Source organism: Gluconobacter kondonii (genome assembly GCF_002723995.1).
GTDB lineage: Bacteria > Pseudomonadota > Alphaproteobacteria > Acetobacterales > Acetobacteraceae > Gluconobacter > Gluconobacter kondonii.
On record NZ_BEWP01000021.1, the window covers coordinates 17,397 to 33,661 of the forward strand.

Annotated in this window: 14 protein-coding genes; 7 read left to right on the forward strand and 7 right to left on the reverse strand. The window is 49.9% G+C overall.

What is annotated here, in order from left to right:
* Positions 1-9: 9 nt before the first annotated feature.
* Complete coding sequence (locus GKO01_RS14035) at positions 10-702, reverse strand: substrate-binding domain-containing protein (protein WP_099287563.1); 693 nt, start codon at positions 700-702, stop codon at positions 10-12.
* Positions 703-1,021: 319 nt separating this feature from the next.
* Between GKO01_RS14035 and GKO01_RS14040 the strand changes: the two genes are divergently transcribed.
* From GKO01_RS14040 to GKO01_RS14065, 6 genes are read left to right on the forward strand one after another with little or no spacing between them, the layout of a single operon-like run.
* The gene (locus GKO01_RS14040; protein ID WP_099287564.1) at positions 1,022-1,693 is read left to right on the forward strand and encodes an aspartate/glutamate racemase family protein; all 672 of its coding nucleotides are present in this window, start codon (positions 1,022-1,024) and stop codon (positions 1,691-1,693) included.
* 6 nt (positions 1,694-1,699) lie between these two features.
* Positions 1,700-2,965: a 3-oxo-tetronate kinase gene (gene otnK / locus GKO01_RS14045; RefSeq protein WP_099287565.1), complete on the forward strand. Its 1,266-nt coding sequence runs from the start codon at positions 1,700-1,702 to the stop codon at positions 2,963-2,965.
* On the forward strand, positions 2,962-3,591 hold the full coding sequence (gene otnC, locus GKO01_RS14050; protein WP_099287566.1) for a 3-oxo-tetronate 4-phosphate decarboxylase: 630 nt from the start codon (positions 2,962-2,964) through the stop codon (positions 3,589-3,591). Before otnK ends, otnC begins: the two co-directional genes overlap by 4 nt.
* Positions 3,591-4,316 carry a gluconate 2-dehydrogenase subunit 3 family protein gene (locus tag GKO01_RS14055; RefSeq protein ID WP_099287567.1) on the forward strand — a complete coding sequence of 242 codons (726 nt, stop codon included), beginning with the start codon at positions 3,591-3,593 and terminating at the stop codon, positions 4,314-4,316. Before otnC ends, GKO01_RS14055 begins: the two co-directional genes overlap by 1 nt.
* Positions 4,316-6,088 carry a GMC family oxidoreductase gene (locus tag GKO01_RS14060; RefSeq protein ID WP_099287568.1) on the forward strand — a complete coding sequence of 591 codons (1,773 nt, stop codon included), beginning with the start codon at positions 4,316-4,318 and terminating at the stop codon, positions 6,086-6,088. Before GKO01_RS14055 ends, GKO01_RS14060 begins: the two co-directional genes overlap by 1 nt.
* Positions 6,085-7,407, forward strand: a complete 1,323-nt coding sequence (locus tag GKO01_RS14065) for a c-type cytochrome (protein ID WP_218017448.1) — start codon at positions 6,085-6,087, stop codon at positions 7,405-7,407. Before GKO01_RS14060 ends, GKO01_RS14065 begins: the two co-directional genes overlap by 4 nt.
* A 50-nt stretch (positions 7,408-7,457) precedes the next feature.
* On the opposite strand, the gene GKO01_RS14070 is transcribed toward GKO01_RS14065, so the two are convergent.
* Complete coding sequence (locus tag GKO01_RS14070; protein ID WP_244901488.1) at positions 7,458-8,522, reverse strand: SMP-30/gluconolactonase/LRE family protein; 1,065 nt, start codon at positions 8,520-8,522, stop codon at positions 7,458-7,460.
* A gap of 570 nt (positions 8,523-9,092) precedes the next feature.
* Here GKO01_RS14070 and GKO01_RS15830 point away from each other — a divergent pair.
* A complete protein-coding gene (locus tag GKO01_RS15830) occupies positions 9,093-9,899 on the forward strand; it encodes a lactonase family protein (protein ID WP_167383506.1) in 807 nt (268 codons plus the stop codon).
* Positions 9,900-9,984: 85 nt separating this feature from the next.
* Here the strand turns inward: GKO01_RS15830 and GKO01_RS14075 are convergent, their stop codons facing one another.
* The 5 genes from GKO01_RS14075 to GKO01_RS14095 form a co-directional block, all read right to left on the reverse strand.
* On the reverse strand, positions 9,985-11,619 hold the full coding sequence (locus GKO01_RS14075; protein WP_099287569.1) for a GMC family oxidoreductase: 1,635 nt from the start codon (positions 11,617-11,619) through the stop codon (positions 9,985-9,987).
* 66 nt (positions 11,620-11,685) lie between these two features.
* Positions 11,686-12,171 (reverse strand): sugar dehydrogenase complex small subunit, encoded by a 486-nt coding sequence (locus tag GKO01_RS14080; RefSeq protein ID WP_348537212.1) that lies wholly within the window; start codon positions 12,169-12,171, stop codon positions 11,686-11,688.
* Positions 12,172-12,206: 35 nt separating this feature from the next.
* Positions 12,207-13,586 carry a c-type cytochrome gene (locus tag GKO01_RS14085; protein WP_099287571.1) on the reverse strand — a complete coding sequence of 460 codons (1,380 nt, stop codon included), beginning with the start codon at positions 13,584-13,586 and terminating at the stop codon, positions 12,207-12,209.
* On the reverse strand, positions 13,583-14,683 hold the full coding sequence (locus GKO01_RS14090; protein WP_099287572.1) for a lactonase family protein: 1,101 nt from the start codon (positions 14,681-14,683) through the stop codon (positions 13,583-13,585). Before GKO01_RS14090 ends, GKO01_RS14085 begins: the two co-directional genes overlap by 4 nt.
* 15 nt (positions 14,684-14,698) lie before the next feature.
* Positions 14,699-15,997, reverse strand: a complete 1,299-nt coding sequence (locus GKO01_RS14095) for an MFS transporter (protein WP_099287573.1) — start codon at positions 15,995-15,997, stop codon at positions 14,699-14,701.
* Positions 15,998-16,265 lie beyond the last annotated feature (268 nt).

Below are 16,265 nucleotides of genomic sequence, written 5' to 3' on the forward strand. Positions count from 1 at the left end.
TGAAGTACTTTAGCGGGGATCAAGACCGAACTGACTGAAGCGCTCAACTGCCCCTTTGCAGGAGAGAAAGTTCAAGAAACGCAGAACATCTTTTCGAAGAACACTTTCACTCAACGGCGCGCCAGAAAATGCCGTCACTTTCTGAACTTCATCCGGCAAGCCACCAACCACTTCGACGCCTTGAACAGCCTTCAGTTCGCTAATCTGTTGAATGGCAATATCGGCCTCGCCCGTCAGCAGTTTTTCTCCAGTGAAACCAGCAGGAATGAGGGTGGCTTTTGCATTGACGCCCTCAGCAATCCCTAGTCGGTCAAGTAGGGGCCCAAAATACAGACCGCTTTGCCCTCCTAAAGAATATGCAACAGAGCGCGCTGAGGTGAGAGTCAGAATAAAAGATTTGACAGTAGCAATATCAGGATGCTGCGAGCCTGCACGTACACCGACACCAATGCGCGACGAAACAACTGGAATGATGTCTTCAGAATTCATCAAGCCTCGATCGACAAGATTGTTGAGCGCGCCATTCGTTATGATAACACCATCAGGGCGCGCCCCATTCTCGATATCCGCCAGAATCACTGTCGTAGGGGCCCAATCGATTTCAACATCAATGCCCGTTGAAACAACAAAATCTTGCACAAGCCCAGAGTCGAAAGCGCCCTTAACAACAAGAGCGACTTTGAGGTGAATAGGATCAGACATTTCTTGCCAACTCCAACTGATAGCTAAGGGGATCGAATCACTTTCCGCATCACTGCAAGGCTTCAAGGATTTATGCAAACGCTTTCACACGAAAAAAGGTGATTTTTGTCACACTATTCCGTGAATGATCGATTATAATCCCATTTATATGTTACTAATAACATTAGTATCTCAAAAAATCTTGCATTTTCATAACCAAACGCTCTAAAAAATGACTGATCTAGCGCCTTTGTGACCCGAGAAGCGTGTAGTCTTTACGAATGAAAACGGTTACACGAATTCTAGATTCTGTGACTTCAGACCAACCAGGAGATCAGAAATGAAAAGTCAGCGTATTGTTCTGCTTCATGCCACCCCTGTGGCGATGTCTCCTGTACAAGAAGCTTTTAAGCGTTTGTGGCCCGAGGCGGAGACGGTTAACCTCCTTGACGACGGCCTCACTATTGACCGGAACCGCTCGGAAAATCTTGATGAGGCGCTTTGTGAGCGCTTTATCCGCTTCGGTGAATATGGAGCCTCAATGAATACAGATGGGATCCTCGTGACCTGCTCTGCCTTCGGGCCCGCCATTGATGCATTAGAGCAGACACTCGATATTCCAGTGTTGCGCCCCAATGAATCCATGTTCCGCGCCGCAATTACAGCAGGCATAAAAATTGGGATGCTGGCTACCTTTGCCCCAGCTGTCGTGACTATGGAAAAAGAGTTCGAGCAATTTGCACGTCAGGTAGGCTCGGCTGCAACGTTAAAAACGATTGTCGTTCCCGATGCGATTGATCGGCTGCGCTCTGGCGATGCGGAAACCCATAATCGCTTAGTTGCGGCTGAAGCTCATCGCTTGGCAGACTGTGACGTGATTATGCTAGCTCATTTTTCAACATCACGAGCACGCGACGCTGTTAGTGCGGTAGTCGATGTTCCAGTCTTTACCGCGCCAGATGCTGCCGTCGAGCGCATGCGCACCATGGTGACGTTGCAGAAAGCAGGATAACGAACAATGTTTCTGGGTGTTATTGCAGATGATTTTACGGGAGCGGGCGATATTGCCGTCGCCCTTGCCAAAGGAGTAGGCGATGCTGGAGGCCTTGCGACCGTTCAGTTTCTGGGTATCCCGACCGATAACGCGCCGGTAGGCACAGAAGCAGGTGTCGTTGCGCTCAAGAGTCGCTCTATCTCGTCAGAAGACGCGGTGAGCCAATCTCTTCAAGCTGCTGAGTGGCTTCTCTCCCAAGGCGCTGAACAAATTATCTTCAAATACTGCTCCACTTTTGATTCCACAAAACAGGGCAATATTGGTCCGGTTGCCGAAGCGCTGGCTGCACGCCTTGAGAGCACGCAGGTCATTTTTTGCCCGTCTTTCCCAGCAAATGGACGCACTGTTTACCAAGGAAATCTCTTCGTAAAAGACGTTCCTCTCTCAGAATCCTCCATGGCATATCATCCTCTGACGCCCATGAAAGATTCTGATATTCGTCGCGTTTTAGCAGCCCAATGCAAAACTGCTGTCGGTCACGTCAGTTATCCCCACGTTTTATCAGGTTCTGAAAATCTGACGCACGCCATCGAACAGTGCCACGCTCCATTTGTTGTGATCGATGCCATTACGGATGACGATCTTCTAACAATTGCCCGCAGCCAGCGTGGTGTACGCTTCGTAACGGGAGGTTCGGGTATTGCTCCGGGACTAGCACATAATTTCATATCTGATGGGCGTGCACAGGGCCAAAAGCCGAGTGTTGCGGGGGTTACAGGACCGGAAATCGTTTTGGCCGGCAGTTGCTCTTCAGCGACTTTAGGCCAGATTAAGCACCATAAAGCACACCATCCGGCAAAATTAATTGACGTTGACGCGGTCATGGCTGGCACGGTCAGCGCTGATGATTACGTTACTTTTTTACTTGAGAATACCGGGAAAGCCCCTCTCCTCTACTCCTCAGCAGACAAAGCTCAGTTAAAACGTTTGCAGGAGCAGTATGGCGTCGAACCTGTAGCAACACGACTTGACGAACTCTTCGGCGAAATTGCTTCAAAAGCCGTTTCTTTAGGCGTACGGCGCATTGTAGTTGCTGGAGGCGAGACGTCAGGAGCAGTCGCAACAGCATTAGGACATGCATCTTTGAGAGTTGGCCCGGAGATTGATCCTGGGGTGCCCGTTTTATCAGCCACTGATGGAAGCGGTGTTGTTCTGGCGCTGAAGTCTGGAAATTTTGGCACACCAGATTTTTTTGAAAAAGCATTGCATGTAATGGGAGAAACACCGTGAACGAAAACAAAGCGCGCGATCACTTAGCCAGACTAAGTCGTTCGCTCTTTGAGCGCGGATATTCTGTCGGATCAGCTGGAAATATCAGCCTTCGACTGGATGACGGATATCTCATTACGCCTACAAACAGTTGCTTGGGTTTTCTAGAACCAGATCGGATCAGCAAACTGGATTTCGAAGGAAAGCACGTCTCCGGCGACAAACCCTCTAAAGAAATTTTTCTTCATACGGCTTTTTACGATACACGCGCCAATGTTGGGGCAGTCGTGCACTTACACTCTACATATGCCACGCTGATGTCCTGCATGAAGGACATTGATCCAGAAGACTGCATACGCCCTTTAACGCCTTATGTGGTCATGCGGGTCGGAAAAGTTGCCCGCGTCCCATATTTTCGGCCGGGTGACGAGCGCGGAGGCGACTTGATCCGTGCGCTTGGCGGAAAGTTCGCCGCCGTATTGCTCGCAAATCATGGCCCTGTCGTCAGCGGCAAAGATATTATTTCAACTGTCTATGCTGCAGAGGAATTGGAAGAAACTGCCAAGCTTCTTGTAAGTCTTGGTAACACGCCTGTGAATTATCTAACTGATGACGAAGTTGCCGATTTGCATAGGGTATTCGGCTAATGGCTTTCAACAAAAAAGGCGTCACAGAGCGCCAGCTTTCTCGCCGCTCTATGGTGCAAGGAACAGCTTTAGGGCTTATTTTTGCCTTTTCTGGAGGCGCTGCGCGATCTGTTACGATAGCGGGGGGATACCGTCCCCGCTATTTTAATGATGCAGAGTGGTCTACACTGGCAGCATTCGTAGAACGCCTCATCCCGCCTGACAGTGAAGGCCCAAGCGCTTTAGAGGCGCATGTACCAGAATTCATTGATCGACAGATGATGACGCCGTATGGATTTGGCGACCTTTGGTATCTTCACGGCCCATTTGTACCCGATGCACCGGCCGTTGCCGGGTACCAGCACCCTTATAGCCCACGTGAAATCTATCGGCTGGGTTTTAAAGCCCTTAATGACGCTGTGTATAAGCGCTTTAACAAGCATTTCTCAGAACTAAAATCAGACGAACAGGATTCCATCCTTAAAGACATGGAACATGGAGCCATAGAACTGACGCCAGTTCCCTCCAAACTGCTGTTTTCGCAGACTCTCAAAAACTGCAAGGAAGGCTATTTCTCCGACCCAATTCACGGCGGAAATGCAGACATGGCTGCTTGGAAAATGATTGGCTTCCCTGGCGCACGCGCTGAATTTACGGATTTTGTAAACCTTAACGGTGCCCCCTACCCACTTGGCCCCGTATCAATTCTTGGCAGCGCAGCCCACATGAAAAATGGAAAAAACTGATGATCAACGAAAAACATAAAGACGTCGTGATTGTTGGTTTTGGATGGGTCGGCGCTATTATGGCCCGTGAATTAACACAAGCCGGACTGAGTGTTGTCGCTCTTGAACGTGGCCCGATGCGAGATACGTGGCCAGACGGTGCTTATCCCTCCTCAATTGATGAGTTAACACACAATTCGCGCCATCTTCTGTTCCAGAACCTCTCGAAAACAACTGTAACTGTTCGACGCACCATCGACGAGACGGCATTGCCATATCGGCAATTGGCTGCATTTCTTCCTGGCACAGGTGTTGGGGGCGCAGGTTTGCATTGGTCAGGATGCCACTGGCGCGTAACACCAGAAGATCTCAAGCTTCGCAGTTATTACGAAGAACGATACGGCAAAAACTTTATTCCCAAAGACATGACGATCCAAGATTGGGGCGTGACATACGAAGAACTTGAGCCTCATTTTGCGTTTGCCGAACAAGTCTTCGGAACGTCAGGGCAGGCCTACAAGGTTAACGGACAGATTGTAGGAGATGGCAACCCGTTTGATGCGGATCGTTCCACAGCCTTCCCTCTTCCTCCAATGCAAAATACCTATTCGGCATCTCTGTTTGGAAAAGCTGCAGCTTCATGTGGTTATCATCCATTTAGCATTCCATCCGCCAATGCCTCTCAGGCTTATACGAACCCATATGGCTGCCAAATGGGCGCATGTACATTTTGTGGTTTCTGTAGTGGTTATGCTTGCTATAACTACTCCAAAGCTTCTCCCAATGTTAATATTCTTCCCACTTTGCGATTTGAGCCTCTCTTTGAATTAAGAGCTGAATGTGACGTTCTCCGGGTGGAGACAGATTCAGCCGGAACCAAAGCTACGGGCGTAGTTTATTTAAACTCAAAACAAGAAGAAGTCAGACAAACCGCAGACATTGTCATTGTCGCAACATTTGCTTTCAATAACGCACATTTATTACTCGTTTCGGGTATTGGGGACGCCTACGACCCTGTAACAGGTCAAGGCACGCTGGGACGTAATTTCGTTTATCAGAATGAATCTGGCGTCACAGCATTTTTTGACAAGAATACTTATACCGACCCCTTCATTGGAGCCGGTGGCAACGGCGTCGCTATTGATGATTTCAATGCTGGCCATTTTGATCACGGGCCACTTGGCTTCGTTGGAGGAGCACCCATCTGGGTTAACCAAGCCGGTTCAAAACCTATTACCGGTATGCACCTGCCAGAAGGCTCCCCCAAATGGGGTACAGGTTGGAAAGCAGCAACCAAAGCAGGGTACAGACATAATATAGCCGTGCACGCACATGGAACAAACATGGCTTATCGCGACTGTTACCTCTCTTTGGACCCAACATACAAAGACTACGCAGGCCGCCCTTTATTGCGCATGACCTTCAATTGGCATGAAAATGACATTCGTATGATCCGTTATGTCACCGGCAAGATGGAAGGCATTGTCAAAGCAATGAATCCTTCTTCGATTACGGTTGAAACCAAAAAACCAGATGAGCAGTTTGACGTACGTTCTTATCAAACCACCCACTTGGCAGGCGGCGTCGCAATGGGCACTTCGCCGAAAGACAGCGTCGTGAACCGCTACCTTCAGCATTGGCAGGTGCCAAATCTGTTTGTCATTGGCTCTTCTGCGTTTCCTCAAGGCATCGGCTACAATCCCACAGGCGTCGTCGCTGCACTAGCTTACTGGTCCGCCAAAGCCATTCGCGAACAGTATCTTAAAGCTCCCGGCCCGATGGTGCAGGCATGATGAAAATTTCTGGCCGCACGGCGGCACTCGCGCTCAGCGTCGCAACTGTTGGACTGCCGTTGACCAGCCATGCTGATGACGAAGCCGCCCTTGCGCAAAAAGGATCCTATATCGCAATTTTAGGGGACTGCGCCGCCTGCCACACATCACCTGACGGGCCGCCTTTCTCTGGTGGCCTAGGGCTGAATAGTCCGCTGGGAAAAATTTACGCAACAAATATTACCCCAGATAAAAAAACGGGCATTGGCAACTGGAGCTTTGAAGATTTCGAGCGCCTTATGCGGCACGGAATCCGCAAAGATGGTTCTACCGTCTATCCTGCGATGCCATACCCCTCGTACGCACACATGAGTGATAACGATCTGCACGCACTTTACGCTTACTTGATGCACTCTGTCGTACCTGTAGAGCAGATCAACAAAGTAGCAGATATTCGGTGGCCTTTTTCTATCAAATGGCCTCTGTCTATCTGGCGCATGGTATTTGTGCCTAAAATCACACCATCTTCTGATAATAGCTCTGAGATTGAACGTGGGCGTTATCTTGTAGAAGGCCCCGGGCACTGCGGTAGCTGCCATACGCCCCGTAACTTCGCTATGGCTGAAAAAGCCCTTGATGACTCGGATCAACGATATTTATCTGGTGGTTTTGTCATCGATAACTGGGTCGCGCCAAGCCTTCGAAGCGATACGTTCGACGGATTAGAGGCATGGTCGGCTGCAGATATAGCGACGTTTCTCAAAAAAGGCCGAGATCAACACGGTGCCACGTTTGGTGCAATGAACGGCGTTGTCATCCACTCAACATCTCAGATGACGGATGATGACCTTAGTGCGATTGGCAAGTACCTTAAAACGCTCAAAACACCAACGAACGCGAAGAACGTAAGCTTCACTTACAACCCAACCATCGCTCATGAACTGGCATCTGGAAAGCTCCCAACTCATGGCGCTGCCTTGTATGTGGACCGTTGTGCGGCCTGTCATCGCCCGGATGGACGTGGATATCCTGACGTTTTTCCAGAGTTAGCAGGCAATCCAGTTCTACAGAGTGCGAACGCATCATCTGTTGCGCACCTCATCCTCAATGGTGGCCGCTTACCCGCACTCAAAACCGCGCCATCCTCTTTAGTGATGGGACCTTATCGCGACATTCTGGATGATCAGGATATCGCTGACTTAACGAATTTTGTTCAAAGTGCCTGGGGCAACCGTGGCGGTAAGATTACCGCAGATGACGTTGCAAAGCTCAGAAAAGAAACAAAATGGGAAACTCTTAAAGGAGGTTCACCAGAAACCACTCCTGAAATTACACAGTAAGTAACGCTCCCCTTCCTGAAGATTGCTCTATCAGGAAGGGGAGAAACCTTTTAATTCGTTTGCTTCACACCCTGAGTTTTCAACGTCAGGCTGTAAACGGATGTATGGGTTGTCATGTACAGTTCATTACGATGCACTCCACCGAACGCCACGTTCGGGCAACGCTCTGGCAACAATATCTGGCCAATCATTTTTCCTGCAGGATTGAAAACTGCAACGCCATCAAGCCCCTCACCTGAGCCCCAACCACACCATAGGTTCCCGTGAATATCCGCACGGAGCCCGTCCGCTGCGCCTTTTCCACAATCGATAAAGACACGCTGATTGCTCAGCTTATTGTCTGAACTGACGTCGTAAGCCCAAATCTGTCGGTTCGGTTTGTGACGCGATGCAACAACGTACAGCGTTTTTTCATCGGGCGAGAAGCAAAGACCGTTTGGCCCAGGAACATCATCCAATACACCAACTGTTTTATGCGTTTGCGGATCTATCCGATAAACACGCGCCGTCTGGGACGGGGGCCAGGCACCCTCAGCAAAATTTGGCCCGAAAGCTGGATCTGTAAACCAGATAGTGCCATCGGACTTACAGACAATATCATTTGGCGAATTAAGAGGCTTGTTGTCATAGCCGTCGCACATGACTTCAATGGAACCATCAAAATTCGTTCGCGTAATACGTCGCGTTTCACCTTCACACGTCAGTAGGCGCCCTTGACGATCTACAGTATTGCCGTTGGCATAGTTAGATGGGTATCGGAAAGGAGTCGTCTCCTTGGTCATTGGATCCCATTTCATGATCCGATTACCACGAACATCACTAAAGAGCAAAACATTCGCAACACCGAACCAGACTGGCCCTTCAGTCCACTCAAAACCGGTAGCGACACGGTGTACTGTCGATAATGTATTAATTAGATCCTCGAAGGACGGGTCTAATGTTTTAATCGCTGGATCTGGTAACCGCACAGAAGGCGACCATGCGACTTCAGCAGCTTGGGCACTTTTGATTTTACTGAAGATTCCTGTCCCCAAAAGGCCGGCTCCACCCATTAAAATATGCCGGCGCTGGATGGTGTGTAGGTCTGAAGAAGCCCTCTTAGAATCGTTTTTCATTATTGTGACATCTTTCCAAGAAAATGCCTCTGTTCGAGGCCAATGATATATGTAATCGTTTCCATAGTCTCTTATGTGGTGTTAAACCGTCTGAGAGAGAAAGAAATATCATTTATGCGTGACAATAATATCGTTTGGCTGTGACGGCCATATGGTCGTCCTCAAAGAGACAATTACGCAAGAAAGGATGAGCGTTTGGACACGTATCTCGTGCCTCGTAAAAAGTCACATTCCCTATGGCGACTTGGTGCCTTAACGGCGCTGGCCTCCTCAGCAGCACCAAGCACCCTTTATGCAAAAACAGCCCTCGATACGCCGAGGTGGGCCATTTCTGTTAATGACGGTCACTCGATCACTCTGCCAAATGGAAAAATGGCGACAGGGTCTACCTATTCACCCGATAGTGCCGTTCTCATTGGCTTTCACGGATCACAACCCTTTATTGGGAACGGAATCGAACTACCGGGAAGTGTACAAGGCCCCCCCACAATGGCGTGGGTATCCCCAAACTCTAATTGGGCTGTTGTCACTAGCGGCGCCAAAGCCGGCAGTGCCCCAGGCGCACCTTTAGTGCCTGACACGAGGGTATCTGTAATCAGCATTGAGCATGGCGTCCCCAAATTGATACAAACTGTCGAAGCAGGTCTAGGACCAAGTGGCGTCGCCGTATCAAACGATCAAAAATGGGCGCTGGTCGCTAATCGCGTTGGCGGAACCGTGTCGGTTTTCAAAGTCGTTAACAAACATCTGGTCGATGAGAAGATTATTGATTTTGGAAAGGACAGTAATCCCACAACAGTAGAATTCCTACCTAACAGTCAGGACGCTGTCGTAGTGCTCCGTAAGCGTAATGCTCTTGCTCTTCTTGTCCGAGAAAAAGACGGGTATCGCGCCGCTCCCAACATGGTATCTGTCTGGTCGAGTCCTAATACGATGGACATCAGTCACGCATCCGGGCTGATCGCCGTCGCAGGAATGGATAAAGTGGCACCAGGAGTTAGCATTTTACGTGCAAACCCAGCCGGACTACATGAACTCTATCGCTTTCCTGTTGCTCCCGGACCAGAGCCTCTGCATTTTTCTCCAGATGGCCGAATACTGGCCGTTGGATCGGTTAACGATTCCAACGCACATCCGGAACGGAAAGGGAGCGTTTCTCTTTACCATCTAGATGAAAAATCTGCGACAAAAATTGCCGAGGCTCCAGTAGGCCACTGGCCCCAGGGTATTATTTTTTCACCTGATGGGCACACACTGATCGTACAAAACAATACAGATCAATCACTCGGCGTGTATCATGTTGAACCAGAAGCCCTGACATTTGAACGGGACATACCGCTCGGGGTTGGCCCATCAGCAAGCGCGAGCGCTTGGTAGACATAATAAGTTTTTAGAGAGTTACCTTTTGCGCCTCTAATAAAACACAAAAGGTAACTTTGAATTCTAGACAATAAATTGAATATTATATTTCAGAAATAATCGTATCAGCAATTCTTATGCTTAAAGCTGCTGCTGTCAAAGTAGGATTCATACATGAACTAGACGACATCACACTGGTCCCCGCTATAAACAGGTTTTTGTGATCATGCGCGCGACACCATTCATCCACGACTGAATTCTTCGGATCGCTTCCCATAATAGTCGTACCTGAAGGATGCTGACGATTTTCCGGCTTAAGGCCAAATTTGGTAACTTCGCCGCCGAGAACCCCTGCAATACGTTTCAGATCAATCTGAGCGGCCTCACGTCCTGCTTTCCAGTAATCATCAATGTCAAACTGAATTGCAGGCACCGGCAATCCAAGCGCATCTTTTTTCTCTGCACTCAGGATCACTCGATTTGTCGGAAGAGGCAGCATTTCAAAATCGACAGCCCACCTGATACTCCGTGCGGATTGCAATCGAATTTGCTTATCCAACTCTTTGCCCACAACGCCCTTACTCAACAAACCAGACGCAATTTGCGATGTCGGAACGACGTTTCTCAATTTTGTTTTGTATTGCGGATAGTTCTTTCGGAACTCACCATCTCGCGCATTCAAATAGACTAAGAGTTCTGTCGGGCCTTGACCCGGCCACATATCCTCAGCCGCCATCATCCCCATGCTGATACCAGACGTATCCATGAGATTGCGTCCGACCTGATCGGAGCTGTTCGCGATACCGTTCGGAGAATGGCGTGTTTGAGACATGAGCAGGAGTTTTGGCGTTTCAACCGCATGTGCTGCGATTACAAAATACTTTCCCGTTACTCTATGTTCTGTGCCGTCCGGTTTTTTAAACCAAACAGCTACAATTTGCCCTGAAGCATCGTCTTCGATACGATATACAACACTATTGGGCAAAATAGTTGCGCCATGGGCCTCCGCCTGATCAACGTGCCGAGTTCCGTCATACTTGGCACCAATCGGGCAGACCGGATTGCAGTTATTGTTACCCGCACATACAGGCCGTTGACCATAAGGACGCGTCGCACGCCCGTTGGGCTCTAAGACAGGGTGATAGCCAGCGGGAAGCAGTTGTTCGGGCAAGCGTTGGAAAAAATATGGCGCTGGTAAACCTGACATAGGAAAGGGCTTTGAACGCGGCGGAAATGTGCCCCCTCCATTGCCTCCTTCATCCTGACCATCAACACCACTGACCCCGAGTTCTTCTTCGGCGCGGCAGTAATAAGGCTCTAAATCAGCGTATGAAATGGGCCAGTCACGCCCTCTTCCATAGAGAGTCTGGAGCCTGAAATCATTCGGAATCAAACGCCATAGCGCAGACCCGAAGTGCCACGTCGTTCCACCCACGACACGCAAATAACTGGTTTTGAACGGCACTGGCCCCAATTGTTCAAGATAGTCGCCATATGTGCTGGGTGCATAAGGCATACTGGGATAAGGCGACCCCGCTCCCTGAAGCTTCATGTTGGCCAGTGATAGCTTTACAGGCGCATTGCGATACGTTTCTACAATATCGTGACGCTTTACGCGTGGCCCTGCCTCGAGAATGATCACCGACTTTCCAGCGCGCGCAGCGAGCGAACCAACCAGACCGCCACTGACACCTGACCCAACAACGACCACATCAGCGTGCAGTTTTTCGGATGTCATAATACTAAAATCCTGAATATCGCCTCTACCAGAGAGACAGTTTGAGCTCTGCGAAAACTGACCATCCTAGACAGGGGGTTTTTCGCCCCATGCCAGAGGGCCGGCGCCATAGCTCGGCACAACAAGGACATCCGTGCAGGGCTGGTACATCAAGGCATCGGAAAAGGCTATCAGCTCTGCCTGATCGGCTTCACCAACAACCCCCAGATACCACGCGGAGATAATCGACATTGCGGTCTCACGATCGGACGGCATCAGAGAACTCGCGAACAAAGATTCGACGTCTTTGTAAGATCCCTGAGCGATAATATGTCCCAATATATTGAGACGCTTTGGAAAATCTGCCTGATGACGCGTCAAAGACGCTTCGTAGCGTGCCGCAAGCGTTGGATCCAAGTCATCCTTACCTGTAAGGATGGATGAGACTTTCAAAAAGTCTGTTTGATCTGAGGCATATAAAACACTGGAGTAGCCAGCAGCACCCAAGAGTCCGGCAACTCCGCACCCCAGCAGCATAGACCTCCGCCCCAGCATAACACGACGCTCCGGCATGACCGACGAACGCGTCAGAGACTTACTCAATCTAATCACGCCCTCTTCCTCCGGAGCAATAGTGCGAACAATCCAACAATCACAACCAAAGCAAAAACGCCTCCGAGAATACTGAGGAATTTCTGCATGGATGACGCCAAAGAGCCTCTATTTCGCTCCTTCGCCACATCACTCGCGCTTACATGCATTGACGGGTTGCCGTACTGCTTGAAAACATAATTAGCGACGGCAGTAATTTGAGCGTCAGAGAGTTGGTCGGTCCAGGCCGCAGCATCCCCAAAACCGGGCATATAATGTGTTTGACCATCCACCGTGCGCCTCACCCCAAACAGGATCGTCGCCACAAGATTGTCAGGACTATCTGCCCCCGTCACCGTATTATGAAACAGAGCGGGATATTGATTGCGCCCCTGACCAGAAACCTGATGGCAGGTGGCGCACACGCCACTGAAAGTCTTCCACCCCAAATCAACATTGCTCGTGAGGCCACGCAGGCTCGCTTCATCTCCCCCTTGAGCACCATACTCGGAGCGAGGATGAACAGCCTGCCCCTTCACAGACGGCACGTGACGCAAATAAGCAATCATCGCCTGAATATCTCCGTCAGGAAGGTATTGAGTACTATGTTCTACAACCTCCCCCATCGGCCCTGCCGCCTGCGCAAGATGCGCTGCAACACCGGTTTTCAGATAACTTGCGAGAGCCTCATCTGACCAAGTTCCAATCCCGGAGAGCAAATCAGGCGTTATGTTTGGGGCAACCCATGCCCCAAGTTGCGCTCCGCCGAGATCTTTTCCTGATTGCGGCCCCATCATGAGACCACGCGGCGTATGGCATGTGCCACAATGCTCCAAAGTATCGACTAAATACCGACCACGGGCAATCTGAGGCGTTTCTTCCGCCGTTGGTGCGAAACGCTGATAAGGCAGATAGAGCATATTCCACAGGATCATGCTCGCACGGATATTGAACGGAAACCCTAAATCCGTCTTGGGAGGTGAGACATCTTCAGGGGCCACGGCTGATTTGAAATAAACGTACAGAGCGTGGAGATCAGCATCTGTTATGCCACTATACGCAGGGTAAGGCATTGCCGGGTAAAGATGAGTGCCGTCGGGCTTAACACCCTCACGCACCGCGCGCGCAAAAGCAGCCTCGTCATACGCACCAATCCCATTCTTGACCGAAGGAGTAATGTTTGTGGAGTAAATTGTCCCTAAAGGCGTTTGTAAAGGATAGCCACCAGCGAAAGGCCGGCCTTCGGACGCCGTATGACAGGCCGCACAATCCGCCGCGACAGCAACCTGCCTTCCTTTTTCAATCAAATCAGACGACCCAGGCATATCTGCTGCCCATGCCGCCGCCGCAATAGGCATCAACGGTAAAACCGCGAGCAACGTCGCTATGCGCTTCATACCTGCACTCCCTTTTCAGCGGGAAGAACACAGATCACACTTGGGCTTTCGGTTTCAGCACAGAGCTGGGAATTAATAACATCCCCATTAGAAAGATCGACATCAAAGCCAACAATATTATCAGATCCTTCATTCGCCACTAAAATGACCTTCTCAGACGGCAAAAACGTGAAAAAACGAGGCGTTTTCCCGCCGCAAGGAGCAGAATGAGCTTTCTGTAAAAAACCCGTTTCCTGCTCTATCTCGAACGTCGTCAGAAGATCCGCTCCACGCGTTGAAACCACCAAAAAAGTGCCATCTGCAATAACTTCAATTTCAGATGCGCGGCCATTCCCAGTATATGTCTCGGGAAAACATGACACCCACTGAAATGCTTTCAACGAGCCGTCTGTCGGATCAAAATGATATGCTACCACCGTGCAATCCAGCTCATTGGCTACATATGCAAAAGGGCGTGTCGGGTGAAACGCTATGTGCCGAGGGCCAGCTCCATCTCTAGCCTCAACAAAGCCTTGCTTCGTCGGCTGCAATTTTCCGTCCTGAACACAGAAAGAGAAAATACGATCAATACCTTTATCCGGCACGAACACATATCGCCCTGATGGATCGAACACCGTCTGATGAGGTTTGGCCATATGTTGCTCGATCCGATGCGGCCCAGGCTCACCCTGTAAAACCACAAGATCGACCACAGCGCCGATTTCTCCTGTGCCCTCATCAAATGGGAGTAACGCGACAGTCGATGTCCAGTGATTCGCAAGCACAATAAAGCGGTTTGTCGGGTCAAAAGCCAAATGAACCGGGTTCGTCCCAGATGTTCCATTAGCCGATACGGGAAAAAGCGTCCCAGCTGCACGGTCAATTGCATAAGAACTGATGTGAGAGCGGTCACCATGAACAGCACAGAGATAACGGCCTGTTCTGTCGACAGCGAGAAACGACGGATTATCTCCAGCAGCGATTGTCTGTACTAAAGACCACTGCCGACCTCGCTCGGACACGCGGAAAACAGAAATCCCCTTTCCGCGCGCTTGACGCTGAGGCGTCGTGTAACAGCCGACATAAGCAAAATAACTCTGCGCTTCTGCTTGGGACATACTCTCAGGAGTTCCTTAATAACCGTTGGGAACAGCTGACGACTGGTTCACAGGGGTCTCCTGAGGAGCACGACTGCGAATAACCGTAGCCATAAGAACAGCCCCCACGACCCCCGTCACAGAGGCAATCGTGAACGCTAAAGTGTATCCACCCGTATATTGCACCGCAAATCCTGTCAGGGCTGGTGAAATTACACCTGAGAGGTTTGCCAGAAGGTGAATAAAACCTCCGACACTGCCCATACGGGCCGCCGGAACGAGTTCGTGGATCATAGCCCAAAGAGATTGCATTCCAGCGGAAAGCATCATCAGAGCAAATCCAAGAATAAGAACAGAAATAGTCAGATTGGTGACGAACAGAACCGCAATCAATGCTCCAACCGCAGACAAAAGCGGCACGATTGTCGTGAGCTTGCGAGCAGCCAGACGGTTTGTGCTTTTCTTAAACACAAAATCGGAAACAAAGCCGCCGCCTGCATATCCGATAAATCCGCCAATCCAAGGCACCATCGCTGCGCCAGCTAAGCCCTTCGTACTGACATGCAGCACAGACACCAAATAGCTGGGAAGCCATGAAATGAAGATATAGAGAATATAAAGATGCGCGAACAAACCAGCTGCCATAGCCAGTGTTGTGGGAGCCAGAAGGTACTGGCGCAAAGGACCAACTTGCTCGCTCAACATAGTCGTAACCGGCTTGCGATCAGACGCAATATGTTTCTTCTCGCCTTCAGAAACAAACCGGGATTCCGCAGGAGTATCCTGAACTCCAAATGCCCAAACAGCACTCCAGATCAGCCCGAGAGAGCCCAAAACAACAAAGCTCAGCCGCCATCCCAACAATGAAGCGATCAGAACGCTTAACGGAGCGGCCAATGCACTACCAAAATTTTGTCCTGAAAGAGCGAAACCAAGCGCCCTAGCTGTTTCTCGCCTTGGGAACCAATTGGTGATCATACGATTGGTCGTAGAATTCATTGGTCCTTCAGAAGCACCAAACAGCACGCGCACCCCGATAAGGGCTGCAATACTCCCGACCATACCTGTCGCTGCACAAAAAACCGACCACGCGCATGCTGCTATCAGAAATGTTTTCTTGGGACCGACGCGATCTGAAAGGTAGCCTCCGAGAAAAGAAAAAACAGCGTACCCCGCAAAGAATGCACTGAAAACTATTCCCAATTGAGAATCTGTGAAATGCAGATCGGCCTTCATCAAGGGCGCAAGAATACCTATAGCTGCACGATCCATATAATTGATCATACCAACCGAAAACAGCATCAGCACGATGACTATACGGTAACGTCCGGACATTCTGAGCTCCAACTCACACTGAACAGGCCGTACGACCAACACGATCTTCACAGCGCCGATAAAAACGACACAAGAAGCTACGTATGATGGATCGCGATCCGGCGCAATGTAAGCGTTTACACAAATAAGTCAGATAAGCTCAACCGGAATTCACTCAACTTAGCGTCAATTCACTCATAATTGTGTTATTTTATGCTTTTTTATAACGGTAATTCGTTACGTGGCGAAAAAAGCCTCCTTAGAGCCTGACCGAAAATGAATTGAGTGA